At 38.6% G+C, this 26596-nt stretch carries 20 protein-coding genes and 2 pseudogenes; 12 read left to right on the top strand and 10 right to left on the bottom strand.

Going from position 1 to position 26596, the window contains the following annotated elements; all coding sequences use genetic code 11:
- Position 1: 1 nt before the first annotated feature.
- From AACT19_RS08250 to AACT19_RS08225, 6 genes and pseudogenes are all read left to right on the top strand, one after another.
- Positions 2-2362: a hypothetical protein gene (locus AACT19_RS08250; RefSeq protein WP_076645971.1), complete on the top strand. Its 2361-nt coding sequence runs from the start codon at positions 2-4 to the stop codon at positions 2360-2362.
- Positions 2363-2375: 13 nt separating this feature from the next.
- A pseudogene (locus AACT19_RS08245) lies at positions 2376-4579 on the top strand (site-specific integrase).
- Entirely contained in the window at positions 4576-5064 is a 489-nt protein-coding gene (locus AACT19_RS08240; RefSeq protein ID WP_076645970.1) for a bacterioferritin comigratory protein, read from the top strand. The pseudogene AACT19_RS08245 and the gene AACT19_RS08240 overlap by 4 nt, the downstream one beginning before the upstream one ends.
- 118 nt (positions 5065-5182) lie before the next feature.
- Positions 5183-5647: a thioredoxin-dependent thiol peroxidase gene (bcp, locus tag AACT19_RS08235; RefSeq protein ID WP_076645969.1), complete on the top strand. Its 465-nt coding sequence runs from the start codon at positions 5183-5185 to the stop codon at positions 5645-5647.
- Positions 5648-5848: 201 nt separating this feature from the next.
- Positions 5849-6106 (top strand): hypothetical protein, encoded by a 258-nt coding sequence (locus AACT19_RS08230; RefSeq protein WP_076645968.1) that lies wholly within the window; start codon positions 5849-5851, stop codon positions 6104-6106.
- 191 nt (positions 6107-6297) lie between these two features.
- The gene (locus AACT19_RS08225; protein WP_131825221.1) at positions 6298-9177 is read left to right on the top strand and encodes an NACHT domain-containing protein; all 2880 of its coding nucleotides are present in this window, start codon (positions 6298-6300) and stop codon (positions 9175-9177) included.
- 90 nt (positions 9178-9267) lie between these two features.
- Here AACT19_RS08225 and AACT19_RS08220 read toward each other — a convergent pair whose 3' ends face one another.
- The 4 genes from AACT19_RS08220 to AACT19_RS08205 form a co-directional block, all read right to left on the bottom strand.
- Complete coding sequence (locus AACT19_RS08220; protein ID WP_076645966.1) at positions 9268-11451, bottom strand: CHAT domain-containing protein; 2184 nt, start codon at positions 11449-11451, stop codon at positions 9268-9270.
- A gap of 52 nt (positions 11452-11503) precedes the next feature.
- On the bottom strand, positions 11504-11986 hold the full coding sequence (locus AACT19_RS08215) for a hypothetical protein (protein ID WP_076645965.1): 483 nt from the start codon (positions 11984-11986) through the stop codon (positions 11504-11506).
- Entirely contained in the window at positions 11979-12263 is a 285-nt protein-coding gene (locus tag AACT19_RS08210; RefSeq protein ID WP_076645964.1) for a hypothetical protein, read from the bottom strand. Before AACT19_RS08210 ends, AACT19_RS08215 begins: the two co-directional genes overlap by 8 nt.
- A 152-nt stretch (positions 12264-12415) precedes the next feature.
- A complete protein-coding gene (locus AACT19_RS08205) occupies positions 12416-13651 on the bottom strand; it encodes a DNA sulfur modification protein DndB (protein WP_076645963.1) in 1236 nt (411 codons plus the stop codon).
- 117 nt (positions 13652-13768) lie between these two features.
- On the opposite strand from AACT19_RS08205, the gene AACT19_RS08200 reads away from it, so the two are divergent.
- Positions 13769-14929, top strand: a complete 1161-nt coding sequence (locus AACT19_RS08200; protein WP_242658933.1) for a hypothetical protein — start codon at positions 13769-13771, stop codon at positions 14927-14929.
- Between the two features lie 128 nt (positions 14930-15057).
- On the opposite strand, the gene AACT19_RS08195 is transcribed toward AACT19_RS08200, so the two are convergent.
- From AACT19_RS08195 to AACT19_RS08185, 3 genes are all read right to left on the bottom strand, one after another.
- Positions 15058-15702: an HNH endonuclease gene (locus tag AACT19_RS08195; protein WP_076645962.1), complete on the bottom strand. Its 645-nt coding sequence runs from the start codon at positions 15700-15702 to the stop codon at positions 15058-15060.
- A 2-nt stretch (positions 15703-15704) separates the two neighbouring features.
- Positions 15705-17213 (bottom strand): AAA family ATPase, encoded by a 1509-nt coding sequence (locus AACT19_RS08190; RefSeq protein ID WP_076645961.1) that lies wholly within the window; start codon positions 17211-17213, stop codon positions 15705-15707.
- A 149-nt stretch (positions 17214-17362) separates the two neighbouring features.
- The gene (locus tag AACT19_RS08185) at positions 17363-20077 is read right to left on the bottom strand and encodes a TrlF family AAA-like ATPase (protein ID WP_076645960.1); all 2715 of its coding nucleotides are present in this window, start codon (positions 20075-20077) and stop codon (positions 17363-17365) included.
- 321 nt (positions 20078-20398) lie between these two features.
- Between AACT19_RS08185 and AACT19_RS08180 the strand changes: the two are divergent.
- A pseudogene (locus tag AACT19_RS08180) lies at positions 20399-20539 on the top strand (thioredoxin-dependent thiol peroxidase); the annotation flags it as partial.
- A gap of 137 nt (positions 20540-20676) precedes the next feature.
- Here the strand turns inward: AACT19_RS08180 and AACT19_RS08175 are convergent.
- Together AACT19_RS08175 and AACT19_RS08170 are read right to left on the bottom strand one after the other, a co-directional pair.
- Entirely contained in the window at positions 20677-21753 is a 1077-nt protein-coding gene (locus AACT19_RS08175; protein WP_009847379.1) for an AI-2E family transporter, read from the bottom strand.
- On the bottom strand, positions 21746-21985 hold the full coding sequence (locus AACT19_RS08170) for a sulfurtransferase TusA family protein (RefSeq protein WP_004734311.1): 240 nt from the start codon (positions 21983-21985) through the stop codon (positions 21746-21748). The genes AACT19_RS08175 and AACT19_RS08170 overlap by 8 nt, the downstream gene beginning before the upstream one ends.
- Before the next feature lie 178 nt (positions 21986-22163).
- Here AACT19_RS08170 and AACT19_RS08165 point away from each other — a divergent pair, with 178 nt between their 5' ends.
- From AACT19_RS08165 to AACT19_RS08150, 4 genes are all read left to right on the top strand, one after another.
- Positions 22164-23618 carry a beta-barrel assembly-enhancing protease gene (locus AACT19_RS08165; protein ID WP_076645959.1) on the top strand — a complete coding sequence of 485 codons (1455 nt, stop codon included), beginning with the start codon at positions 22164-22166 and terminating at the stop codon, positions 23616-23618.
- A 139-nt stretch (positions 23619-23757) separates the two neighbouring features.
- Complete coding sequence (gene arsC, locus AACT19_RS08160; RefSeq protein ID WP_017086244.1) at positions 23758-24108, top strand: arsenate reductase (glutaredoxin); 351 nt, start codon at positions 23758-23760, stop codon at positions 24106-24108.
- Between the two features lie 6 nt (positions 24109-24114).
- Positions 24115-24708: an NAD(P)H:quinone oxidoreductase gene (gene wrbA / locus AACT19_RS08155; protein WP_017096173.1), complete on the top strand. Its 594-nt coding sequence runs from the start codon at positions 24115-24117 to the stop codon at positions 24706-24708.
- Positions 24705-25142 carry a DUF2069 domain-containing protein gene (locus AACT19_RS08150; protein ID WP_004734315.1) on the top strand — a complete coding sequence of 146 codons (438 nt, stop codon included), beginning with the start codon at positions 24705-24707 and terminating at the stop codon, positions 25140-25142. Before wrbA ends, AACT19_RS08150 begins: the two co-directional genes overlap by 4 nt.
- Positions 25143-25270: 128 nt before the next feature.
- Here AACT19_RS08150 and AACT19_RS08145 read toward each other — a convergent pair whose 3' ends face one another.
- Positions 25271-26536, bottom strand: coding sequence for a DUF2066 domain-containing protein (locus AACT19_RS08145; RefSeq protein ID WP_076645958.1), 1266 nt, complete (start codon positions 26534-26536; stop codon positions 25271-25273).
- Positions 26537-26596 lie beyond the last annotated feature (60 nt).

Below are 26596 nucleotides of genomic sequence, written 5' to 3'. Positions count from 1 at the left end.
CATGGCAAAGAGCCCACTCGCTAAAAACTCAAAAACGGTTAAGCATGTTAGAAATAGTAAAAATGTCGTTCCACTTCGTTTAACTATTCCTTCTAAACAAACAAGAGAAAAGATAGGCGAGTTTGATATCTCGCATTTGTTACACATTGGTGCAAGTATTAATAACAATAAAGTTGAAAGCCGTGCTTCTTACTTAAGAAGCTTTTGTAAACAAGCCAAGAAGTATGTTGATAATGGACAATCAGCACAATCAGTCACGGGACGTTACGAGGCATTACGCGCTTTAATTATATTTTGCGACACTCTAAACGTTAATCCACTTTCAAAGGAAGGCTATCTAAAATTCGCTGGCAATGATGGTGAATTACGACACCGTATGAAAATGTACCGCCCATCAAAAAAAATATGGGAAATGAATCACGGCGACGAACTTGGTATCAAAGAATCCTCAGCAGCTCATATTACTTCAAACCTTCGTACAGCCCTATCATGGTGCGGATTACCCACTAATTCGTGGAAGACACTACACCGAGGGTTTTCTGGGGGAAAGACACCAAACAAAGGCTATTCTGATGAGGAGGAAAAAGTTCTTGTATCTAGGTTAAGTACGTTATTTTTTACCTTAGCTCCACAGCTCATTGTGGCAAAAAAAGAAAATCTCATACTACCTGAAAAACTACCTATTGTTATTGATTTGGGAGGACACCAAGAAGTTATTTCAATTCAAACCTCTCTCCAAGCCCAAACACATACTCAGAGCAGAAATGGCACGTCTATAAATCATTCCGCAGCGTTTAACATGGTGATGGGAGCGGCTTATCATCTAATGTGCTTTTTTACCTCATTGAACGATACCGACGTAAGGAAAATCACTCATCCTCTTACGATTCATACTGATGAACGGGATAAAAGCTTACAGGTAATCAAGGTATCGAGCTTTAAAGCTCGATCAAACATAAAAGTAGACGCAGTTCTTACCAATCAAACTCTCGATTTCGATATTGATAAGCGAGATGGAGTAAAGTTTATTAAAACCCTTGAGACACTTTCAGCACTATACTGCGATGGTAACGAAAAAGACTCAGAGCTACTCTTCACGCTCAACGACCAAGGGGAGAAAGGCGACTCGTTTAATTTGATACAATTAAATAATCATTTAGTGATGGAGTTAAATCTACTCTCACCCACTCGCACATCCATTATTCCATGGCTTAGAGAACTGTTTTATAACTATCGAAAACAATATTTTATCAAGCTCAATAAAGAAACAAATGAGCTTGGTAGAGCTATCGTGAGTAAAATAACACGCCCATGCTCAAAAACTAAAGCCACACTAGGCGCAACCAATACCGCGTACAGCATTTTATCGTGTTTCACAGATTTACCACTTAAAGGTGTTCTTCTGCCAATTTCTTACTCGAAGAAAGACTCCAACGGCAATATCCGTGTTTCTTTAAAATACCGAAATGGTGACAGCTACTGCTTCTCTATTCCAGCTTCGGATAAGACGTTAATCCAAGATATTGAGCAATTCGCGACAGAATTGGCGGATAAACAACCTCGTAAGTATGATCGACTCCTATTGAAACGAGGTCATGAGAAGCAACCCCCTAAAGACTGGGACGGAATTAACCCTCTCAGCTCTATGCTCATGTCTACATGGTCAGTTGCGCCCGATGAGTACTTCATCTCACTTCAGTCAAGCCGCTGGAGAGAAATGACCAGCAACCAAACATACACTGATTATGGTAAAGGCAGCGTTCAGAGCCTACTTCAGAATCTTCTTCAAACCATTGATAAGCATTACGCCAATGGTGATCCGAGACTCAACAAAATCATTATCTCGCAAGCAATACAAGTCATGCAGAATTTGAGTGAAGACAAGAGCTTAGGTCAAGCAAAATCTGAGGTTACAACCAGACTTGGTATTACAATGCTGGCACATGATGAATGGAGAAAGAAACAACAGCACGAAAAAGCCAAAACCAATCCAAATGGCGTTCATTGTAATGGGCAGCAAAGCATTATGGACGGTAAAAATACGCAGCGCGAAACCAATAACTCAATGAAGTTGATATTACCGTGTACTGAGTACGACATGTGCTACAAATGTCAGTCAGCTAGAGCAGTAGACGAAGTTCAAGCTATCTATAAACTTATCTCCTTCATCGATGTGCTGAAAGAAGCTGTAGATCAATATCCTAATGAAAAAGAGCAAGTTCATGAAAAGATATACGTTTTTGAGTTCACCCTAGACGGAGCAAGTCAAGATGTTTACGAAGAAGCCATTGCGTTGTTTAACAAAAATGGGCGTCATCCTCGGGTATCAATGAATCACGCCATTTTAGCTTTATATCGTTAATTGGGAGTTTACTATGATAAAACTACCTAAGCATGACCTTGACAGACAAAATGCAATCGTCACTGCGCAAAATAACGTTGGCAACCACACAAATTACCTGAACGATGTATTAAAGCCAGCGATTGAAACAGGTGATTGGGATAAATTTGAAACACTAGATATCGGCTTTAACGTAACTGGCGAGTCACTGGGTAAAATTGGGGATAATGATGCATGGCGAAACCTTCATGCATTCTTTAAACCTAATACTACAGAAAAGTTAGCAATAGACTTCATGCTTAATAGAAAGGTGATGGAGCGCAACCTTCGAAACCAATTGAAAGCGCTCGCTTTAAAGATGATATGGATATCTCCGAAAGACTATTCTTTGGAAACCATTTACAACACTGTTACCGTGTTAAAAAAATTCACATTGCCTCTTTTAAATGAAGGTTGCAATAGCTTTGAGCTTTTAAATTTTGACCGATTAGAATCTTGGGTGTTAAGCGAATTCACCGATATCGACTTTGAAAGGGAGCAGATCTATGTAGCGCTCAATAAGCTATACACTGAAGCAAAAGGCCTACCGTTCAACGTCTACCTTACTAAGAAGTTAGCACCATCAGATTTTGGCTTAGCGATTAAAGAAGCTAAGCAATATATGGTTATACCACAGCGTTTGTATTACTTGGGACTACAAAGATCAGAAGCTTTAGTTAACGAGTTATACCCGCTACGTGATGACTTAGGAAAGCTATCAGATTACATTGCTACCTACCCAGATAAAATCTATCAAGATTATGCCAAATATCTTACCAGCGATGGGGCAAGGTTTGAAAGTGGCAAAATTATATGGTGTTTAAGTAAAGCAAATAGAACGGATAAACAAAAAGCCATCGCCTTTCAAGAAGCCTTTCTGGCACTAAAATCTCCCTCACAAACAACGACCTTTGAATTACTCTATAAGCATAAGCCCGCTATCAGATCTGACTACATCAACCACTTCTATTCTGACCGAACATTGAGGGTTGGTAATAGGATGGTAACTAGCCTCGGAGAAGCACGGTCACTATTTACACATCTTAACGGTGGCTGCCTATGGGCGTTAATGTCTCGAACGGGTATGCGCTGTGATGAAATATTTCACCTTCATACCGCAAATGGATGCTCAAAAGAAACCATATGCAAGCAAATCATTCATATTATCCTTGCTGATCTCTCAAAGACCAATCGAGGGTCTCAGTCAACACAAGATGAATTTGTCACAACAGAGGTCGGCAAAAAGGCTTACGAAATACTACAGGCTTTACATGAACCACTTAGAAAGCTTCACCCCGATAGCAAAGCATTTTTCCATAAGGTAAAAGGAGAGCTCGGTGCGATTACTAAAAACGGACTCAGTCACCAGATTACCGATTGGTTTGAAAGCACTATAGAGGTAAAGCTTACACTAACCGATGACGATGTGATTGATTTGAAAGTATCCGACCCTAACCTTTCGTTTAACGTGGGGGATACTTATAAGTTCTCAGACATCAGCTTCGCCGTTCCTTTGCCTACTATCTTATCGGGTATGAGCTTTGCGCATTTCCACAACTTAAGCAGCAGTTCAGCCATGTATCGATGGCGATGACAAGACATTACGCCAAGAACTCCAATAAATTCCAAAAAATCAGAAAGCAAAAACAAAGCTTGGCTTACGCCATTGATGAAGAAAGGATTGATCAAAAAGCGCAGGTCTATCTAAACATCTATAAGAAACTAGCGAATAAAGAACGTGTCGTTGGCGGCAAAGGAAAAGAGTTTGCCAAAAACATGATGAAGACTAAGCAAAACCTGTTCAAAGATAAAGTCGATGGTGACATGCTATCGTTCAATTACTGGAAAAAACAGATCCGAGATCAAAAACGTCACATTCATGCGGTAGCACCTGGTGTTTATTGTACCTCAACAGGCTGTAGTCTTCGCACACAAGTCAACCTTTTAGAGTGTGTGGACTGTAAAAACGATTACATAGTCGATGCTGTTTTTGCAGAAGCTAAACGCAAAGAGGCTGAAATCAATATGTTATGGGATATTGAGCATGATGAATTAACACCACAGACTGCAAGTGAAGCATATATCAAAATTACCGCAGCCGAGCGTATCATGAGTGACTTAGATATAATTTATGAGCCTGCTAAAATACCACAGGAAGTAAAGGCTCTGCTAATACCTTTCGGAGTAACTGATCTATGACACAAGCAACCAAGAGCAAGCTACTAAGAGCCATAGAACGACTTTTAGAGGGTAAGCCCGAAAACCGCGAGCTGAGGAAAAAAGCCCGAGAAGGTAAGCTAAAAATCAACAATAACACTGTCGAAAAGGAAGCAGGCTTGTCTGTTGGCTCACTGAGAAATCACCCTGACATCAAGGCTATGGTAAAAGACTGTACGCTAACCGTAAAGATTGCAAATAGTGATAGCGCTTCAAGCGAAGTCGATGTTCTAAAAGATGAAATCAACCGATTAAAACAAGAAAAAACAAAGCTAAAAAAACTAAAAAGCAAGTATCTCTCGGAATCAAGAAAAAGTGAACGAGCTTTAGCGACACAAGTTGCGATAAGTATCAAGGTGGTACAAGAGCTAATGGAAATGCTACCAAAAAGTCTACGTGAAAGCGCAATGGATAAAGTAGTTAGTTCGAGGCCAGACAACGTTATCAAAGGCAACTTCCGAGATTAATCGTTTATCTTTGCTTCAATCACTAGACATAACAGCTAGATATCGATGAAAATGCTCTGAACAAGACGTGGCTCACCACGCTACTCAGTAGTTAGACTAAGAAAGCAAGGACAAGATTATGACAATTGAAGCTGGACAAGCAGCACCAGACTTTACACTAAATAACCAAGACAATACCCCAATCACTCTATCAGAGCTACAAGGAAAGAAAGTGCTACTTTACTTCTATCCACGAGCTTCCACACCAGGATGTACTGTCCAAGCTCAAGGGTTGCGTGACACTAAAGCAGAGCTTGATTCTCACAACGTTGTTATTCTAGGAGTAAGTCCTGACACACCTAAAAAGCTTACTAATTTCACTAACAAACAAGAGCTAAACTTTACTTTGCTGGCAGATGAAGACCATGCTGTTTGTGAGAAATACGGAGTTTGGCAACTTAAGAAATTTATGGGGCGTGAAAACATGGGCGTCGTCCGTACAAGTTTCTTAATTGATGAGTCTGGTCAAATTGAGTACGTATTTAACAAATTCAAAACAAAAGATCATCACGAAGTTGTTCTTGATCACCTAAATAATAAGTGATTTAGATATCGACTCCTTATCACTTAGGCAACGTTGGATTTAAATATACAATGGAACTCATATGTGCCAATTTACATCTAACCGAACCTGAGTGATAGAGGAGCGTCACCTAGAGAAGGATCTCCTCTAAAATATAATTAATCTTGTGAGTAAGAAATGCAATTGCTATCATATGATTTTCCACATGATTTGGTGTTAAGAATGGAAGGTTTCACGTTTGGCTCTATTCTCGCAAGTATAGTCGCTTCTATAATATTTGCTGGAGTTAGCTATCTCTTCATCAAGAAGAAAGCAGATAGTAAACAAGAAAATGAAATTGATGACACCAAAGTAATTGGGAATATAGAGCAAGAAATAGAAACAGCTTCAGAAACTGATAGCAACGAGCAACACCTCAAGATTAATAAAAGCCATATTGATGGAGGCATATCTCAAAAAGTCATAAAAAAAAAAGTGTAGAATTTGATTACCAGACGGAACCACTGATTGAGAATGTAAATCAAACTGTAGTCCTTAAAGATTCAAACGCTGAAACTATAATAATTTCAAATGGTTTAGAACAACAGCCTTCTCCTATTTCTCAGTCACAGTTATCACTTCTCTCTAATACACTATTACATCAATTTAAGCCCAATGACCTAGAAAGAGAATTGCTAGAAAGCCAGTCTGATCATTTACCTATCATGGCAAGTGAGAGAACTATTTCACGCGAGTTCGACGGTACAAAAATTCACATCAAAGCACATGAATTTTCGAAAGAAGCACTGGGAACTAACATAATTTTAGCCAACGGAGGAGCTGGAAAGTCATCAGTCCTTTGGTCAATTGCGAAAAATCTAGCAGAGCATAACAGCTTAATCCCAATATTCATTCCTATTAAAGACTTTCCTTCTTTAGAGGAGATTAATAATTTCATCAACGAATACTCTCCTGGGAATGGGCTTAAAGACATTGTTAAATTTGAAAATCTAGTATTTTTCCTTGATGGACTAAATGATATTTCTGGAGGCGTAAAACAGGATAGTGAAATACGAAAAATACTGAGTTTACTATCTAACTCAACGTCTATAATAACTTCAAGGCCTTTAAGCATAATCAATAACGCTACATATTGGGAGCTAGAACTTCTCGATATAAAGCAAGTTAACAGCTACTTATCAAAGAGTAATTTAAATACTAATAATACATCAGCAAACATCTCTGAAGTATTATGTTATCCACTAATGTTAATTTTGTATGTATCTATGCGTGGTAGAGTAAGTAATATCTCCAAGCTCTTTCAAGAATACTTCCTCCATATAACTGCTAGCTTTTCATCTCCAATAGACATCCTTAAATCGCTATCAGAAACAACGATTAATTCTTACCAAAAACATGAATTAAGCACTTACTCCGAATTTACAGTTAATTTTAAATTAAATTACAAGAAGAACACTGGTAAGCAAATTGATCGAGACATAAGATCGTTAGGAGTTTTGAGTAAAAAAAACAACTACATTTCCCCAATTCATGATTCATATTGGGAATGGTTAATAGGCTGTGGTGCTCTCTTTAATTGGGATGAGAATAAAAGTCATATTTACCATGACTTAAACCTTAGAAGATATTTATATATATCTCTTGGGTCATCACTATTACCGATACCAAATGAGAATGAGCTAATTAAACTAGTAGATCTAGATATCATCTTAGCATCATATTTTCTAAAAGAGACCACATCAAACGTCAAGTATAAAAAATTTAGGAAAGCTCTTGAGTATAAGATAAAAGAAAAACTATCATCTTCATTAAGTCATGAAATATTACGAGCCGTAAAATCCGTATTCATATCTTGTCAAGACAGAATGCTTCCTATTGCTATAGATAAGATAAATAGCTTAATTGAGTTACATTGTAGACTAAACACCATACAGGAAGTAATCAATGATGACTTCCTATGGATAAATAGATCTATATTACTAAGATACCTAAAAGATAAAAAACTACCTTATTTAATAGTTAACCATATTGAGAATACACAGTCAGAACGATGGGCGAAGTGGAGTGAGTATGAATATCTACAAGGCAACATTGAGCTTAGTCAGGCTGCTAGGCTTTACTTTTCTTCATCAAGAGAATTACCAAAATGGTTCGAAACCGATTTTAAGTCTATCGATAGAACTGACTTAATCTACTTATTACGAAGTGCTTCCAACCTGGGTTACAACATAGACCTTGCGAAATGGATATATGCAAATATTGATGATATAGCAGATTTTAGTAAAGCTGGAAGCTTAGTGTTTAGTCTCCTAGACGTCTTATATGAGTGTAGTGACAAATTACTGATAGAAAAAATAGTTACTGACTTTTATCAAATGAGTGAGGAAAAACGAGGTTATTTCATATATTTACTCAAGAAAATCTCTATAGAAAATATTCTTCCACTTAAAAATAATCTATTTGATTCACCAATAAAATTCCACGAGAAATCTGACTTGTTTTCTATTTTAGTGCACGAGCTTAGTGACCATGAACTTGAAGTATGGATTAACTCAAAGAGTGAAAAATATTCAGATCTAGGTTGGTCAGCTATAGCAAATAGAAAGGGCTTAGGTATATTGGATCGTATTATTAATAGTTTACCTGATAGCTTTGCTGGCCTCCATATGATTCCACCTCTTAGGGCACTATGCCTGATTGATAACTTGCCCTGCTCGCTTGAAGATATTCTGATGTCAAAGCTAGGATCGCCAATGCAACCAATGGCAACCCAAGATTTTATTCTCGCAATGTCTAATATTAAGCCTCATGGAATTTTAAGCGTTATGAGTATGATTCGCCGTTCACCTTATATGCTGGGCTATTATCACTTCAGAATATTCATGAAAGAGTACTCTAAATGGAAGAATATAAACAAAATAGAAATAATGGGTAAAGTAGATCAGTATGATTTTAAATTTATAGACTGCATACTATATTTAAATATTAGGTATTCAAATGATGACCTAGAAGGTTGGACTGAGTTGGCTTTCGAGCATACAAATGACAAACGCGTACTTTCATCTATCCAAGAGAAAATGGCTTCAAAAGCTTACCTTGAAAATCAAATTAGTCGATTTAAGCCTAAAGTATTTTGTGAAAATATCTTCAATACAGTAATTGATGTTTATGGTATCAACTCTGCGTATAACGTTTATAAAGAAATGTTAGATAGACTCCCTACTAGTTTTATAGAGAACCTATTCAACTTATATTCAAGACAAGACCAAAACACGTTTAATTCCTTTTTATATGACATTTCAAAGCACCCAAGAAATGAAGAGGTTGGTTACTACAAGAACATCATTGAAATATCATTGAAAGCCAATAGGGTGACGTACCAAAATGCTACTTATTTTTTGGAAATACTATCCCCTCTCGATAGCAACGATATTATTAGTATTATAACCAATTATCAATCAGATTTTCCTGACATGATAAATAGCTTGATTAGATCACTTGAGGAGAGGATTGGTGTACAGATAGTTGATGAATCATTGATATTAAAGTAAAATTCAATTGATAATTAATATTGGCCAATACAGTTTAGTAGCCCGATATAATAGCCAATTTCAATAAGCTAGCGCGCTAGATTTATTACTTTATAATGGAATATGGCTTTTCGAAGCAACGATTATTGATTCAGGATTTCCCATTTGAATATACTTTAAACACTCTGGTAACATAAAATCCTCCTCAAGAAGCTGTTTAACCTGGGTAACTTCAATTTTTATTTTTGAACTAATTGTACTTATGATTTCCTCATGCCAATCACTGTTAAGTGGATCAAGGTAGAATCCAATCTCAAGCATCAAGTTACTCTTATCGGTAGCACTCAATAAGCTATTCTTTTGTAAATGGTTTAGAAATTCACTGTAAAAAGTTCTTCGAATCATTCCTGTGACAAAACTTGACCACCTGATACTCACTCCACTATCTCCTTCTAAACGTTTAGGAAGATAGTGTTTAACTCTCAATAGTAATCTAGTAATAAAAACTGATGCCTCATGACTGATAATCGGTAAAGCACTGGCTAAAACTGTTTTAGCACCTGCTAAAAAAAATGCGTTAGCCGTAGTATAGTGATTTCTATCTATTGGACTGGTATCACATGAGCTCAATATGACAATAGGAGAAACCTTCACCTTACCAATTAGGTCATAAATTGAGACGACTTCGTTTTTAAGTTTTATTACTCCGATTTCATTTTCATTATGAGCACCATGTAAGTCAAATATAGTAATAGCTGATTCATTTTCATTCAATACTTCTATCAACTCCTCGCGAGTCGAGACATTGCTCCAATCCAAAGCAACTTCAATGTCTGGAGAACTACCTAAACTAACGTCAATCTTTTTCTTTAATTTACAACTACTGATAAGACTTTTAACTTTTTCATTGTCTAGATCTAATTGTTTTTCTATATATTTAATCTTTGATCTCAAGTCATCTTTTAATGGATCATCATTAGAAAATGAACTAATAACTTTAACTTTTTTGAATCCATCAATACTTAAAATCACTTGCTCTGAGTCTAATATTAATTTAGATGCGACATCACCAGGTGATACTGGTATTCGGCTTGTCTCATGTCTAACCATCAAAGGTAAACCGTCATGATAAGACCACTCAATAGGAAGATTAGAAATTATTTTAATATTAGAAGAGAATTTCTCATCTAAGTAACTAAACCAATTACTGGTAGTTTTTTTATATTCATAAATAAGGCTAAGCATCGCCTTATTTACCAAGTCATTTCTGACTAGTCTGTCAAGTAAACCAATATCTTGTATTTTTTTATAAATTGATGAAAATGGCAGATCTAACTTCATGTTAATGGATAAGTAACTTGCAGAACGCAATGAAAGTAGGGATTCTATAAACATCCTCTCTTTATAATACTCAGCCGAGTACTTATTTTTTGATGAGGTATTTATCCTTGCATTATTTTTTATTAATTCAATAGCTTCATCTAATAACTTTCCATCTAAAAAGCGCTGGAATAATCTCCTATCACTTTTAAAAATAACATCAAAATCACTAGACATGTCACTAATTAAGAAGTCTACTTGAGGAAGTATAGTTGGTGGATAGAGAGTTTTCATTATATGTGATTTAATGAAAAGAATGCGATTAAATGGCTCCATTTGATCTTCTATGTCTAAAGTAAAGTCACACTTTTCATAGCCATATTCATTCTTAATTGAGCTCAATAAACCTAAATTTGATTTGGTATAAACATTACTTACATATGTCTCACCAAAATCGATAAACTCTGATTTTTCATCATAAGAACATACGGATTTTAACTCATTAAAATAATCTCTTTTAGACTTATCTAGTTTTGATATTACCTCAGAAATTAATATAATAAGTATTTGTCTATCTATATCTTTAATGTTACATATTTTATTACTTAAGTCCGTTTCAAGCTCATCTGATATGAATATTACGTTGCGATCTATCATACTGACGTCAGAAACAGAATCTATAAATACAATATTAATATCAAATGGAGAAAAATTCACATCACAACACCTATTCAATAATTTAACACTATAACCATCAAACAAACCACTTATTCTATTACTAATCAGGTGTTCTTTATCATAAAATAGCTCAGATAAATCTTTAGGAAGGGTACATATTTTTTCCAATATATTCGTCTTTTCAACAATGTTGACATCATACTGATTAAATACTGTAATTTCACCTTCACGCGTAATAACAATATAATTAATAATATTAAGGTACTTTTGATCCTTATTTGACCAACGAGTTGACATTTATTGAACCCTTATCATAAATTTATAAAGCAGCTATTATACTTTTAGTTTTTCAATTAAATTTGCATATTACTTTTTTCATACTTGCATAATTAACTTCCATAAATTCTCCTTTATAAGGAATATCACACTCTCGCGCTAGGGATTTTAACGTTTCATAATGAGCAGGAATAATTCGCTCATAACCATCTTTAACCTTGAGAACATGTGAGTTTTTTGCACTTTCTTTTTCAGTATTATACGATAACATTGAATTTGCTAAGCTGTTCAAAGCTTGAAAATATGCAGCTCCTTCAGATTCAACTTTAATAAAAATGTCAACCGTAATGTTTTCTTTTCTATCTAACTTAGATAGTGACTCAATATAATTCTTATAAGCAGAAGCCACCTCTGACTCAAGTTGATTTGATTGTTCTTGCCTTTTGGCATTAACATCAAATCTTTCTTTTTTAGTCATTGTGAATCGAGACAAGATAGCACCCAACAGAAATGAACCTACAGCAATCCCAACTTTAACCAAGTTATCATCAGTCATTATTAGAATTCCTTTCAACGAGTTGCTTAGCTTTTAAAAGTAAAGCTTCAATGGTGTCTGCTTGAGACTTCCTAAGAATACGTGGGTCGATATCAAATACGTCGAAGGCAGCCTTTCTTGATGCTTGCTCTGGCTCCATACAATCAGCTATATTTGCTTGTGTTCGATAATACCACTTTGCTATATCTTCCTCAGTTGGGTGGCTAACCAAGCCATACTTAATAAAAATCTGATGTTCTAGGCTCATAGATTGCTCAAGTATCTTATTTATATCCAATTTCTCTCTTCCATATGCACTGCATTGATAGTGAAAATTGTAACATAACATTATAAGACAGTATGAATATTCTATAAGACTACTCTGCTACTAAAGTAAATCACTCGAATCTTAAATAGAAAACTAAGTAAACCAAACCACCAAGATTCATTTTATAATTCATAAGCAACACCAATCTTCATACACAGGTGAATCGCAAAAAATCGACGAGAGGAAGCACCACCTGTCGCTACCTTATAGCTCCCATTATCTTCAGAAAGCCCTTCGCAATCTTTCCAGTGATGTGCGCTTCTTGAGTAATCAAGTTGCCCTAACTTTTTTGCAGCTTGATAGATTAAGTTTGTCCTCTCAGCAGGTAACAATCCTTCGAAAGTACACCAGATCTTATAAAAAACTAGACCTAAAGCCTGAACAAGCGTAGTTACTAACTGGAACCCGTTTCTATCTTCAGAATAACGCTCTCCTTGATGTTCTATCCATGTATCAAAAAACATCAATAGGTCTTCTCTAACGCTTTCTATATGTTTATTACTCAACATAGATCCATCAGGCATCTCTCTTACACCACGCACTTTAGTTTGCAGCTTGTATCCGCCAAGAGCCCCCAAAACGAAACGGGTTAAGGTATTGAGAGTAATGATAAAATCACTCTTATCCGTCACACGGCTAGAGTCTTTCGCCATACCTCCATGAGAAGTAACTATTGGAAGAGCTCCAATTTCTTTCGCAAATTCAACGACCTCATCTGTTCGAGCAAGTTTCATCAGTTTGTTAGTACTCATTGGGCATTGCTGCCCATTAACATCGGCGAAAATTTGTGAAAAGTCATCTTCCCCCATAGCTCGGTCTCTTCGAAAAATAAACACAACTTGGATAGAGAGAGTAGGAAGCAATGTAGACAATTCTACTCTACGTTTTAGGCGAGCATCGGTTTCAGGAGACTTTTTGATTAAGCTTGTATCGTATCCTCCCAGAACAGTCGCTACTGTAGACAGGCGATTTAAACCATCTACAACAAAGTTATTCTCTGGGTGAACTATCAACGAGTCATTAATTCGAGGATCCTCTGACAACTCGACCTCCACTTCAGACATACACCCAATCAATACTGGCGGAATAACTCCTCCAATTGATGTAGATTGACTCAAGTGTTTATAACAATAGTCCTCAAATCCATTCCTTCTTTGAGGTGTCACTGTGCGTTGAATTTCTTTATAAACACTCCGAAGGTGCTGTGGAATTAGGTCAAAGGCACAAGTACGCAGCAAATCCTCAAGAGGCATCACAGTAGACATCGTGTAGACACCATTAAATCCTGTGTTCGTTACATTCCCGAATACCTGCTTTGTTGTTTGACCAAATCTTTTTTTATCACGACTTTTAATCATTACTCTCACCTTCTGCTATAAAATCGTGATCATTCTTGATCGGGGCGACGCCCCATTCAAGAGGTTTATCAAAATTTTTTGTATCATGCTTAGAAAACAATATCTTAAGAAGGGTGCATGGATACAGTTGATGATATTTTGGTGAGTGGTTTGCGTGAAACAAGCTCACCTTGCGGTATGGCGAGACTTCATACTGTGCTCAAAATTAAAGAGCTGAACTCGCTCCTACCTGATGTACACCCTCTTTTTGATAGCATCTCGTCCAGCTTTGAACGTTCAATAAATGCCGAACGAACGCACAACCTATCCGAAGCAATTCGACAGTCAATCGTTGAAAAGACACCAACAAAGGTCTTTAGAGCAACAATTATTGTTAATGGCCATAATAAAGAGAATAATATCTCTAATGATTACAGTGAGCTGTCATTCAATAAACGAAGCGTGATCTTAATTGAGGGGTTCCACCTCATTAGCGCGATTTGTGAGCTTTTAGGAAAGGTCAACCCTTTCACCAACAAAGTAAAAAATAGCCTCCCTTTGGCTCCGACTTACACCAATGCTCTCCTTGAGATGGAAATACAACTAAGTATTTATTTTTCACAAAGAGGCTACTTTGATGACGACTTGATATCTAAACTATTCGTAGATACTAACAGTCTTGATGAAAGTGTATACACTCAAGCCATATCAATAAGCCGCACCCCAAAATCGCCTCTGTTACTCAGCGCTGAAGAACTAAAGTTTAGTCTAAACTTAGATGCATTTGGTGGTGTATCTAACAGTAGCAAAATTACGAAATCAGATAGTTACATTACAACTCAAAACACTCTGATATACATAATATTAGGAAGTCTGGGGGGGCGTAATCTAAGAATAGAGAAGCAACTCCCTAAACAACTTTCTGATGGAACTGAAATTACTGAAGAACTAGTAGCGAAGGTAGCACCTCAAATCACAAACTTTATGGAAGGTTGGCTTAACGGGTTAGGTAAAGCCTTTAAAGAACATAGCAATGGGTTTCACCGTTCCATGCAGGTTTGGCAGGCACTCGGGCTAGTTATCTTCCACGCTCGTACCCATTTAAATTACTCTCTTGCGGATTACTACAAAGCAGGGCATGCTCTCGCTCAGCTTGATTACAGTAAAGATGCGCCTCATTGGGCTAACTGCAAAGCGTTTAAGAAAGACTCAACAAAGACATACTGGATAAATGCAACAGGTGGTGGGAGAACTTTTCGCGACAAAGTTGCTGAATATTTTATATCTTTGATAAGTTGAGACTCTTCACTACTTACCAGAAAATTGACAACTCAACTCCCTGAGCTGCTGCATTTCTTGAAAAACATAACTAAACTATGTCTGGCGTAGTTTAGACAAACTATTAACAGTAGCTTCTAAAAGACTAGCTAATCTCCCACATTTCCTTGAAAGTTATTAGTAAGCTCTCCAAGCAGATTCATAAACTCTTGCTGGTCTTCTTGCGTAGCAGAACGTAAATTTTCAACCAAGTTTTTGATTGGTGATTGTTCTGCATTAGACTTCTTCATATTTTTTAGCACTTTTTTCATTCTATGAAGCTTACATATTTTGATAGTGTCACAGCCTTTTCCATCATCATCTATTGCTTCGTAAATAGCACCATCATGGATCTCTATACACTGTTCATAGTCATCAAAATGAGGATGAATAATCATAATATTACTTCCGCTTCTTGGATATCGCTTAATTGGCTTATGCAGAACATTATTTGAGCTTTTGGAAGTATTACAGCCAGGACAAGATAACGCTAAGTTCTTAGGGTTGAAAGTAAACTCGCTATATTTTGACTTAGGTATTATATGTTCAATATCTACATTTTTTATGTCGTAACCGAGCTTCCATTTACAATAGCAGCAATTATTATTTTGTTGTATTCTTAAGTGTTCGATAACACTAGCCTTGAAGTCATTAAATTTATCATTACCCCAATCATTATGATCATTAAAATAACTCTTAATATTCTTTAAATCATCTAAAGAAAGCTTATAGGGTATAGCTATTTTATCTACCACAATTACTCACCTAAATTAACAAGCTTATTTAACACATCATAAAGAGGATCAGCCTTGTTCATATTTGGAATATAATCTTTAAACTTACTGACTAGCTCATTATATCGGCTATTTTTCTTTTCACCGCTTGCCAATATTTCAAGAGCCTCCGAAACTTGTTGAGATAAATAATAGTTTCTAGTGGATGGCATATCAAAGACGTTTAGTAGTATATCTTCAGCAGAAAGCCCTTGTGTTTCTTGCTCAATATATTCAACTTCAATAGAAGATTTCTTTCCTTTTTTTAAATGCACAATATAGGAGCGACCAATAGGCAAATCGGAAATTATAAAATGAGAATGCGTTGCAATAAAAATGTGACAACCTGATTTTCTTGTCATAATTCTATCTAATAAGTTTACATATCTATATTGCCAAGAAGGGTGAAGGCTTATTTCAGGCTCATCAATCACAACCAAAGAGTTATCTTCTAGCTCAGGAATTAAAGCAATCAGAGTCGATAGTATGCTAGCCTCACCAGAACTAGCATCATTGAAGTCAAACTCTCCGCCACCTTTCTTGTATAATTTAATTTCAGGCCCTCTTACTAGCTCAAACCTACGAAGCTCCTCTAAAATCTTATAAAATCGGAACTCATCTATACCAAAGTCATCCATTTCTCGATTAATGTTTTCCAGTGAAAAGTTTAGCAGTATCGTAAACACCCTTCTCTTATTACTAGAATTTACATTATTTAATATGAAAAAGTATCCATCAGCTAGCTCCTCCCAATAACTATCGTCTTTGGTTTCTAACATCTGTATTACTGAACTCTGTCTAAAACCACCTCTATTCTCAGCTCGTGACCGAATCAGCTCTTTAAAATCCCTAAAATCTAGTCTATCTATATATGAAAGATCTTTATTTATAAGGACAACTCTATATTCAAGCTTTAACACTGGTTCATAGTTTAGATAGTCAAATATATCTCTATATTCTTCATTGTAGCTAGAATCATTAATACTAGAAATCATGATTGACATAGCTTTATCCATTAAAGCTCTATTCGAAGCTGCACCAGTCCTACTTCTTACTCCAAGGTATGAATAACTATCCTTTTTACGAAGTTCCAAATCCTTATTTTCGTTTCTCTTTTCTACTGGAAATTTGTCTGATAAACTTGTTGTAATGGCTATAATTTTATCTGGAGATCTTCCTCCCGATGTTTCAAACTCTTCCTTGATATCAAATCTATCTAGTACTTTTTGTTTTCTGTTTTTTTCAATATTGTACGTATTACCGTTAATTTCGTATTCCAAACCATAATTGAAATCAACTCTGCTATTACGTTCATTTATATTTTTAAAAGAGTCGACAAGGTTAACCAAAAACCTACTCTTTCCAGTTCCATTGTTACCAATGAGTACGGTGAAATAGTTTTCATTATTTGTAGTCTCATTTTTTGACAAATTTACCACAGGCGTTGAAAAATGACCTTTTTCAACATAAAAGCTCTTTACCCTAAATGACATTTATAATACAACCTTAGAATATATAGTATAACGACAATAGAAGTTGGGGTATAACCCCATAAACACAAGCGCTTCTCGTGCATGTAAGAAAATCAGAAGGGGTACTCCTAAAACTGGAAACACCAACCTTCTTGAATTGGCCTTTGAGCTTAGAAATGCCTTAGCCTACGATATCTTTTATCGAATGCTGCTTCACCACCTTCCATGATATCGCAGACATGCCCTCTAATAATCTTCTCACATAGACCTCCAGCACCCAGTACTTGTACTTGCCCTGCTTTGAAATGTAAAACGTTCACAAACTCAGCGTCTCCATTCACAACAATATTAGGGTTGTGAGTGACCATAATGATTTGTCTTCGTTTTTTATTCTCATGAATCTGAGAAACAATTAACTGATAAATCAATGCATTATCTAAGTCATCTTCAGGTTGGTCGACAATTATTGGATTGTCACCATGACTGAGTAAGAAAGCTAAAATTGCAGCAGCTTTCTGGCCAGCCGACCCTTTTTCTATATTTTCGAATTTTGCTTTATCAATATCTTTAGCGTACTCAACCACTAAATAGTCATCAGGCAACCATGCCATCAAACGGTCAAGTGATTCTGGTTGCTGTTGAGACCTAGTCACAAGAGTGTTTTTTAAGCGGCCATCGACTTTATATCCATCCACATCACTTTCTGAAGCTAATTCCGTAATAGCCAGTTTGAGCTTTTCAGCCTTCTTGACGATATCCTTAAAGCTTTCATCGGTCTCATATAGACCGAATAATAAACTTTTGGGCTGGTCATCCTGATAGATCGAGCTAGCAAAGCTAGACTCAACTCCTATGTGAGCTCTAAATTGACTTTCAATATTGGCTCTGCTCGCAAATGGCTTCAAATGCATCCTGACGTACTTACTTCCGCCGATTACCTTACTAATAAACTTCTGTCGTTTGATCTGCAATCTGCGTCTAAGAACATAGAGGTTGCGTAAAGATACTTTGCTCTGTGCACGCTTTTTGTTGCGCTCACTCTCAACTGTATCTAGCTCGTCAAGTTGAGAATTAATTTCATTTCTTTGATTCAGCCAACGCTCATATTGCTCAGGGTTTAGCTCTTCACCACGTTCTTTATATTCTTCAACAACTTTTAGGTATTTACTCTCAGCATCTGACCCATTTGCAAACCACGCCGATTGCTTTATAGATTTATCTCTATCTTCTTTGGCTAAGTTTATGGTCTCTTTAAGCCTAGTTAGTTCATCTTGAACACCCAATAACTTGCCTTTAAATACCTGATGTATCGCTTCTAACTCAAGGACAACCTCTGACTTATCTTCACCTTCTTCAGATAGGCATAACTCTGTAAAATTTTCAGCTAAGATTTCATCGATAGAGCTGATGAGATTACCTGTGCCAACCGATTTATCAACCTTCTGTTTTTGCTCAGAAAATGTTTGATAAGCGTTAAAGATATCTTTGTGCCCTCCTTGCTCAAAGCTATCGATATCACTATTTAAATCATCTTTCTGAGATTCAAGTGCCCCTCTATTATTAAGTTGAACATCTAACTTACGAGCTTCGGTACAAAGACTCAGGAACCTAGATAACTCATTGTCATACATATATTTCCATGCTGAATAGTTCACTTCGTCAGATCTGTCGATGATCTCTAGTAAACTATTGGCATTTGTTGCCAAAGCATTGATCTGTTTTTGGCTATACAGGCTAACGTGGAAACGCTCATTTGGTTTTCCGTTATCAAGCTCCCACTCCTCACCTTGCTTTTTATTTATGTAAGGTAGACTTCCTTGCTTCCATACAGACTGATAGGTCTCATCACGTCTTTGAATCTCAACACATACCTCTGTATCTACCTTAGTTACTCCAGTTTTAAAGGCAGCAATATCGTCATGAATCGCCTTTAGATCTGACGCTTCATTTTCTCTACCCAAAGCTAGCCTAACAGATTCAATAAAAGTCGATTTACCAGATCCTCGCCCCCCTATTACCGCATTAAACAGTGGATGCAGATTGAAGGTCCCTGGTTTACCAGGGATGCGACCGCAATGAACCATCTGAGATATATTTAATTTTTTTAGGTAGATATCTGGAAGCGAGTTAGGGTTATCAACCCCATTTTCGATACAAAACGTATTATCGTGGAGGGCAAGTCTTAGACCTTCTATCGTTGGTCTGCTCATTTTAACCCAAGAAAAACGCTTACCTAGGCGAGTGGAGTCATGTGCATCTGAACCACGCAATTTGGCTAAATGACCGCAGGCTTGCTTAAGCTCAGGATTGACAGAGTCAAGAAAATCCAAATCTACAAATTCAGCCGCCTCAATCTTGTTAAGCCAGCGTTCAATTTCTTGGTTCGTATTTTTAATACCATTTAACAAACCTTTCTTCGCATCAATATGTGCAGGAATTGCAACACCACCAGCGTTGTGAATGATATCAATTACTTTATCAACAGACTCAGTAGCGCAAGTTTCTTCTGCATCTCCCTGTCCATCTGTAATACCACATTGTCCAAGAACTGCGGTAATCTTTGCGCTGCCACAATCAGGGTCAAATAGTGCTAGTAAATGAATTCTGCTTTGACTTGTACTAACGGTTATCTCCGCCCCAGGAAAAATAGTTAAAGGTCGGTACCATTCGGCACTTTGCTCTAGCTCTTCATAAGTTGACTTAAGCCGATCAACCCATCCACCAGATACATGATCGGTTACAGCAACACAATCAATACTCTCTAACATCAATGCCTTTAACCAATCCAATTCAGATTCGTCAGGTTGTTTATAGTCCGAAGACTCTGGTGTGTGAGTATGGAAGTCAAATTTGTACCAATGACTCCCTAAAGTACCATCACTCATTTTTACTAATCGCTCCTGATTATATATTTTTTAAACTAGTAATATGCCACCTGAATAATATATCAATCATTGTAATTAGGCAGTAATAATTTTATATAAAAATGAGTTCTATCAATAAGATACCTTTCTAAATAATACTTTTGGCTACTTGGTTCAAGAAGAGAAAACAAACTACAGTAGATGAAGGGGAGACTCACAAAAAAGTTTGATAAAAATTTCTGTAAGAATTTTATTCACTTCCATCAAACGTAAACATCTGTTTTGAAAGCAACTAATATAAAAATCAAAGATTTAATCAAATAAAAGTCACAAGGGTAACTTTTCATGGGCAAAGTGTACGACGGTCTGCACCGTATTAGCTTCCTAATTGATGAAGAAGGTCAGATTGAACACGTCTTCAACAAGTTCAAGACTAAGACTCACCACGAAGTGGTTCTAGACTACTTCAATCCAGAAGCTTAATGTTGTTTCTAGTGAATTGATGACCTAATTTCATACCTAGATGATCTAAGTTCACAATTGACTAAGCCAAATACAAAAAGGCCGAATATCATGGATATTCGGCCTTTTTAATACTTACTAACTGTATTGATCTTCAATTACGATTGATGCTCAGGGTCATCGTCGAGAGCATGACTCGGTAAAGCATTCCAAACCGCTTTTACCAGCGTAGCAAGCGGGATAGCAAAGAACACGCCCCAGAATCCCCACAGTCCGCCAAACACCAATACCGCAACAATAATCGCGACTGGGTGCAGATTCACTGCTTCAGAGAACAAAACCGGAACGAGCACGTTGCCATCTAGCGCTTGGATAATACCGTAAGCCAATAACAGCCAGTAGAACTGAGGCTCTAATCCCCACTGGAACAGGCCAACAATCGCAACTGGAACGGTCACAGCTGCCGCACCGATATAAGGAATCAGTACCGAGAAGCCAACCGCGACAGCCAGCAGAGCTGAATAACGTAAATCTAGTATCGCAAAGGTCACGTAGCTGACACCACCGACGATCAAGATCTCAAGTACCTTGCCGCGAATATAGTTCGAGATTTGTTGGTTCATCTCAACCCAAACCTTGGTCGCTAGACGACGGTTTTTAGGCAACACACCACTCGCCATGCTGATCATCTCTTCTTTATCTTTTAGTAAGAAGAAGATAAGCAACGGCACAAGAATCAAGTAAACCGCAAGCGTAGCCAAGCTCACAAGAGAAGCTAAAGAACCTTTAACAACACTTTCACCAAAGCCTAATGCTTTATTTTTCGCGTTAGACACAATCGATTCAACGATCTGCAAGTTTGCTAACTCAGGATAGCGCTCGGGAATGGTCGCGATGAACTTCTGTAAGCCACCATACATACTTGGAATATCATTGATGAGATTACCCACTTGCTCCCAAATGGTAGGCACTAAACCAAACAGCGCCAGCAACATCACGCTAAAGAACATTAAAATCACCAACATCACTGAAGGGGTTCTTGGAACACCAAGTCTTTGGAGTTGGGTAACCGGCCACTCAAGTAAATAAGCCAATACAATAGCCACCAACAATGGCGCGATGAGATGACCAAAGAAGTAGATCGTAATAAAGCCGAAGAGAATGATGGCAACCAAACTGACAGCATGGGGATCAGAGAAACGTCGTTTATACCAACGATTGACCATTTCAAGCATCTGACTGCAATTCCTTTTTAGTGACGAGGAGGTGATAGTAATTAGAGCAAACCTCAGTGATGACGTCATAGGCTTGCTTAGACAAAAAAGTAACAATATCTTTCATTGAGCTGTTATCAGAGACATAAATTGACAATGATTGCCCTACTTCTAACTTTACACTGTGACGCTTGGCTAATAATAGTGCCATTGGACAGCGCTCTTGGCGTAAATCTAGAATATTAGGTGTCATTCTTGAGCTCGATGCTTATTATAAGGGTCGTATTGTAATCTGTTTTTGAAAACGCGCCATCATTCATTCATCTTCCTTCATGATAGCGCACGCACTCGGCAAAGGTTACATCAGATAAAGAACCAATTTGCATTGCACTTGTCTTACTGTCAGAAGAAACGGAGTATTACTGACTAATATGTTTAAACGCGCTCGCTCAATTGCTTGCTTATGCATCGCAGCTACATTAAGCACCCCAACGTTGGCGAATACCAACAGTTTGGAGCTACCCGATATCGGCACCGCTGCTGGCGGCACCCTCACTATCGACCAAGAACTTATCTATGGTGATGCCTACATGCGCATCATCAGAAGCAGCCAGCCTATCGTAAACGACCCGGTTCTCAACCAGTACATTGATACGCTTGGCCATCGTCTTGTCGCAAGCGCGAATGATGTAAAGACACCTTTCCAGTTCTTTATGATCCGAGACCGCAACATCAACGCCTTTGCATTCTTTGGTGGTTATGTTGCTTTGCACTCAGGTCTGTTCCTGCATGCACAATCTGAAAGTGAGTTGGCTTCAGTATTGGCGCACGAAATCGCGCACGTTACCCAACGTCACTTAGCGCGTAGTATGGAAGATCAAGCGCGTCGTTCTCCAGCAACCATCGCAGCGCTAGCAGCCTCTGTATTATTGGCCATTGCAGCACCTGAAGCAGGTATCGCAGCTCTAACTGCCACAACCGCTGGTAACATGCAGAGCCAGATCAACTACACCCGTAGTAATGAAAAAGAAGCAGACCGCTTTGGTATCAATACACTGGCGAAAGCAGGGTTCGATGTGAATGCGATGCCGCGTTTCTTCGGTCGTTTGGCTGATGAATACCGTTATGCCAGCACACCACCCCCAATGCTGCTGACTCACCCATTACCAGAAGATCGAATCACCGATTCACGCGCTCGCGCTCGCAGCTATCCGCCACTTAAACTGGCCCCATCACTGGATTACCATCTAGCAAGAGCCCGCATTGTCGCGCGCTATGCGGGCATTAATAATGATGCTGCTCTAGATTGGTTTGAACGTAAGCTGAAGAAAGCACCTAAAGCCTTGGTTCCATCATTAGAGTATGGCCAAGCACTGGTTTACTTAGATTCTAAAAAATTAGATAAAGCTGAGTCGATTCTGACCAAGCTCATCAACAGCGATCCAACCAACCTGTTTTATCTAGATGCCATTTCGGATCTTCACATCGAGAAGAAGCAGCCTGAGATTGCGATTAAGGAACTTAAATCGGCACTGGTTCGTCAACCAAACAACCCAGTTCTGACCATTAACTACGCCAATGCACTGATTGAAAATGAAGACCTACAGGAAGCCGTTCGCGTGTTGCAACGTTACACGCACGATAACCCGAACGACACCAACGGCTGGCACCTACTTTCAAAAGTAAATACAAGCCTGGGTAATAGCGACGAAGAACTGGCTGCTCGTGCAGAGATCTTGGCACTGCAAGCCAACTGGAACAAAGCGATTCAGTACTATACGCAGGCTAGCCAAATCGCAGAGCTCGGCAGCCTAAAACAAGCACGTTACGACGCCCGAATTGATCAACTAATGATTCAGCGTGAACGCTTCTTGTCGTTACAGTAAGTGTATTTATTGGCAGCGGTTCGTTGTCAGAAGAAAAAGAAAGCTCAACGTTACATAGTAAAGAAGCCACTCAAGTGGCTTCAACTGAACAATTGCTTCAACTGAACAATTAAATCAAAAATAATAATGAGGAAGAACCATGTCCGTCGTGATTTATCATAACCCACGCTGCTCAAAGAGCCGTCAAACTCTCGAACTGCTTGAAGCAAACGGCGTACAGCCAGAAGTTATCAAATACCTAGATACGCCTTTAACTATCGAGCAACTTAAAGTGCTTTTCACGCAGCTTGGTTTTGACAGTGTTCGCGAAATGATGCGCACCAAAGAAGCGGATTACAAAGAGGCAAATCTTGGCGATGCATCGGTTACCGATGAAGATCTATTCTCAGCAATGGCGACAAATCCAAAACTGTTTGAACGCCCTGTTGTTGTTGCGAACAACAAAGCAAAGATTGGTCGTCCACCAGAGCAAGTGCTAGAGATTCTGTAAGCCGATATGAGCATCAACATTCTTGTTCTTTACTACAGTCGCCACGGCAACACACAAGCTCTAGCAAGGCAGATTGCACGAGGGGTGGAGTCCATCCCGGACTGTGAAGCCATGTTAAGAACGGTGAACGACGTGTACACGGTAGAAGAGCAGCCTGATTCACGCTATCAACCAACCGATCCTATTGCCTCGTTACAAGAGCTTCGATCTTGTGATGGTTTGGCGCTAGGCAGTCCGGTTTGGTTTGGCAACATGGCCGGGCCAATGAAGCACTTTTGGGACAGCACAACATCACTGTGGATTAATGGCGATCTGATCGATAAGCCAGCTTGCGTGTTTACCTCTTCTTCATCACTGCATGGCGGGCAAGAGACCACACAACAAAGCATGATGTTGCCACTGCTTCACCATGGCATGTTAGTGGTGGGTATCCCCTACTCAGAACCTGCGCTGCACACCACTCAAACCGGTGGCACACCCTATGGTGCGAGTAGTACCGGAGAGAGCGCTTCATTAAGCAAAGATGAAATTGAGTTGGCGCAAAACCTAGGCAAACGCCTAGCGCGCATCGCAATAAACCAGAAGGGAATTTCTCAATGATGTATATGCCAGAGAAGGCGATGTCTCCCACAACCAAGCTATTCCGCTACCTTGCTTTAGCGGGCAACTTGTCGCTTTTATTCTGGGTGATTGCTTGGCAGATGACACTTTCGCCGCACCCTCATCTAAGTAATGTAACGCTTGCGATCGCTTGGGCTATACCGCTGTTACTGCCATTACCGGGCATTCTAGCAGGTAAACCTTATACGCATGCTTGGGCGAACTTTGTCTTAATGCTCTACTTCCTACACGCATTAACTATTTTGTATGTAGACGGTGGCGAGCGCTTATTAGCGGCTGTAGAACTGCTTCTAACGACTCTAGGCTTCGCGGGCAATATCTTATTTACTCGCTTTCGAGCCAAAGAATTAGGCATCAAACTTAAGCGCCTTTCTGAAGTAGAAAAGACCGAGAAAGCTAAGTTCGAGCAGTAACCTGAATTAAGTTGTCCTGATCTAGTATCAATAGAAAAAAGTGACAACAAACAAAAAGCCCTGCGAGATTTCTCTTGCAGGGCTTTTTTCATGAATTCATTTCAATCGGTCATGTCAGAAGACAATCACTAGCGAACCCATTCGTATACTAGGCTTGGCTTAGCATGTACTGGCGCAACAACTGTTAGCTCTTCCGAGCCAGGCGTATTCGTTAGCTCAGCATCCGCTTCAGTTGATAACTCACTACCTTTGATGACTTGAACACTTGGGTCTGCTTCATTAGCCGTCGCTTCTGCGCCATCGTTCAGGGTCGTATCAGTAACAGCTGCTGAATCATCGCCTACAGACATGGTGTTGTTTTGCGTTTCAAATTCAGGGCTCACTTCAGGTTCAATGTAAGATTCTTCAACCTTTGCGACTTGGCGAATGCTTTCCACTTCTTGCTCAAACTCTTGTTGAGTCGACAACAAGTGAATTCGGAAAGTCACTTCGTTGTTTTGAATTTTAAGGATATCTAAGCTTGCCACCGAGTTTAAACGCTTCAGTGCATTCTCCAATTGGAAGAAGTCTTGTGCGTTATTCAGGCTAATAAATTGCGTTAAAATCGACTCTGATGATTCACTTGCTACTGTAACCGCACTTTTACCTGCGTAGTAGTTACTGATTTGGTCGACAAGTTTCTTAGAAGTCGTCGCGCTGTTGCCCGATAGCGAACCACTGACTGGCGATTTTGGTGCGCTCGTCAGTTGGTTTGGTTTTTGATCGTATAGAGTCCAACGTAGACCTGAAGATTGAGCTTTTATCACCAGAACAGCATCAACCGGGTAACGCTGACTCGCTTTACTGATTGGTGTAACAAAGCTACCCCAAAGGTCAGAGGTCGCAATACCCGTAATGTCATCAAAATCACCCACAGGTAGCGTTAGAGGCAAACCGCGCTCTTTTGCGTTGGCTTGTAAACCTGCCGCTAATTGTGAGTTGGAGTGTTCCCACACAATATTCTTGTCGTAGTTCTGTTCTTCCACCAGCCAAACAAGGATATTTGAGCGAGTATCAGGCCAATACGGCAATTGTGCTTGAGTCAGTAGCGAACGGATTTGAGCGCCGTTAAAACGCATGCGCAATGTTGATTGGTCATTGCTTTCACCAAAACTCATTTGAGACATGTACTGCGAACTCTTACGCATCGCCTTTTGAATCGTCTCATTCGAAGCGACATCAGTTTGGCCAGTCGCACGTATCAAAACCTGCTCCATGCCGGTATTTCTTGCCACTTGTTCTGGCTGTTTGTTTTCAGCGTTAATCGCAACTTCAGCACTAAAGATATCTACTTGAGTTAATGCATAACTCGGAGAGGCTAATAGTCCCATCAACAACAATGCTATGTAGCGCATACTGATCCTAATATTCAAATCTTGTGCCTAGATGATAAGCAACTATGGATTGAGGGGCAA

This window comes from Vibrio sp. 10N.222.47.A9, from assembly GCF_963872585.1.
Taxonomy (GTDB): Bacteria; Pseudomonadota; Gammaproteobacteria; order Enterobacterales; family Vibrionaceae; genus Vibrio; species Vibrio splendidus.
This window is presented reverse-complemented; position numbering and strand designations above follow the sequence as displayed.